1 pseudogene is annotated in these 246 nt (G+C 37.4%); it reads left to right on the forward strand.

The features are described from left to right. Positions 1–246 (forward strand): annotated as a pseudogene (locus F1003_RS19100) (glutamine--fructose-6-phosphate transaminase (isomerizing)); the annotation flags it as partial.

Genomic DNA, 246 nt, shown 5'->3' on the forward strand with positions numbered 1-246 from the left:
TACAACTGTATTTAAAGAAAAAGGTCGTATTGCAGAATTACGTAAAGTTGCTGATAGTAGCGATTTTGATGGACCTGTTGGAATCGGTCACACACGTTGGGCAACACACGGTGTACCGAATCATGAAAACTCTCATCCACATCAATCATCAAATGGCCGTTTTACTCTAGTTCATAACGGTGTTATTGAAAACTATGAAGAGTTAAAAGGTGAATACTTACAAGGTGTATCATTCATTTCAGAAAC

Source organism: Winogradskyella ouciana, from assembly GCF_009709615.1.
Taxonomy (GTDB): Bacteria; Bacteroidota; Bacteroidia; order Flavobacteriales; family Flavobacteriaceae; genus Winogradskyella; species Winogradskyella ouciana.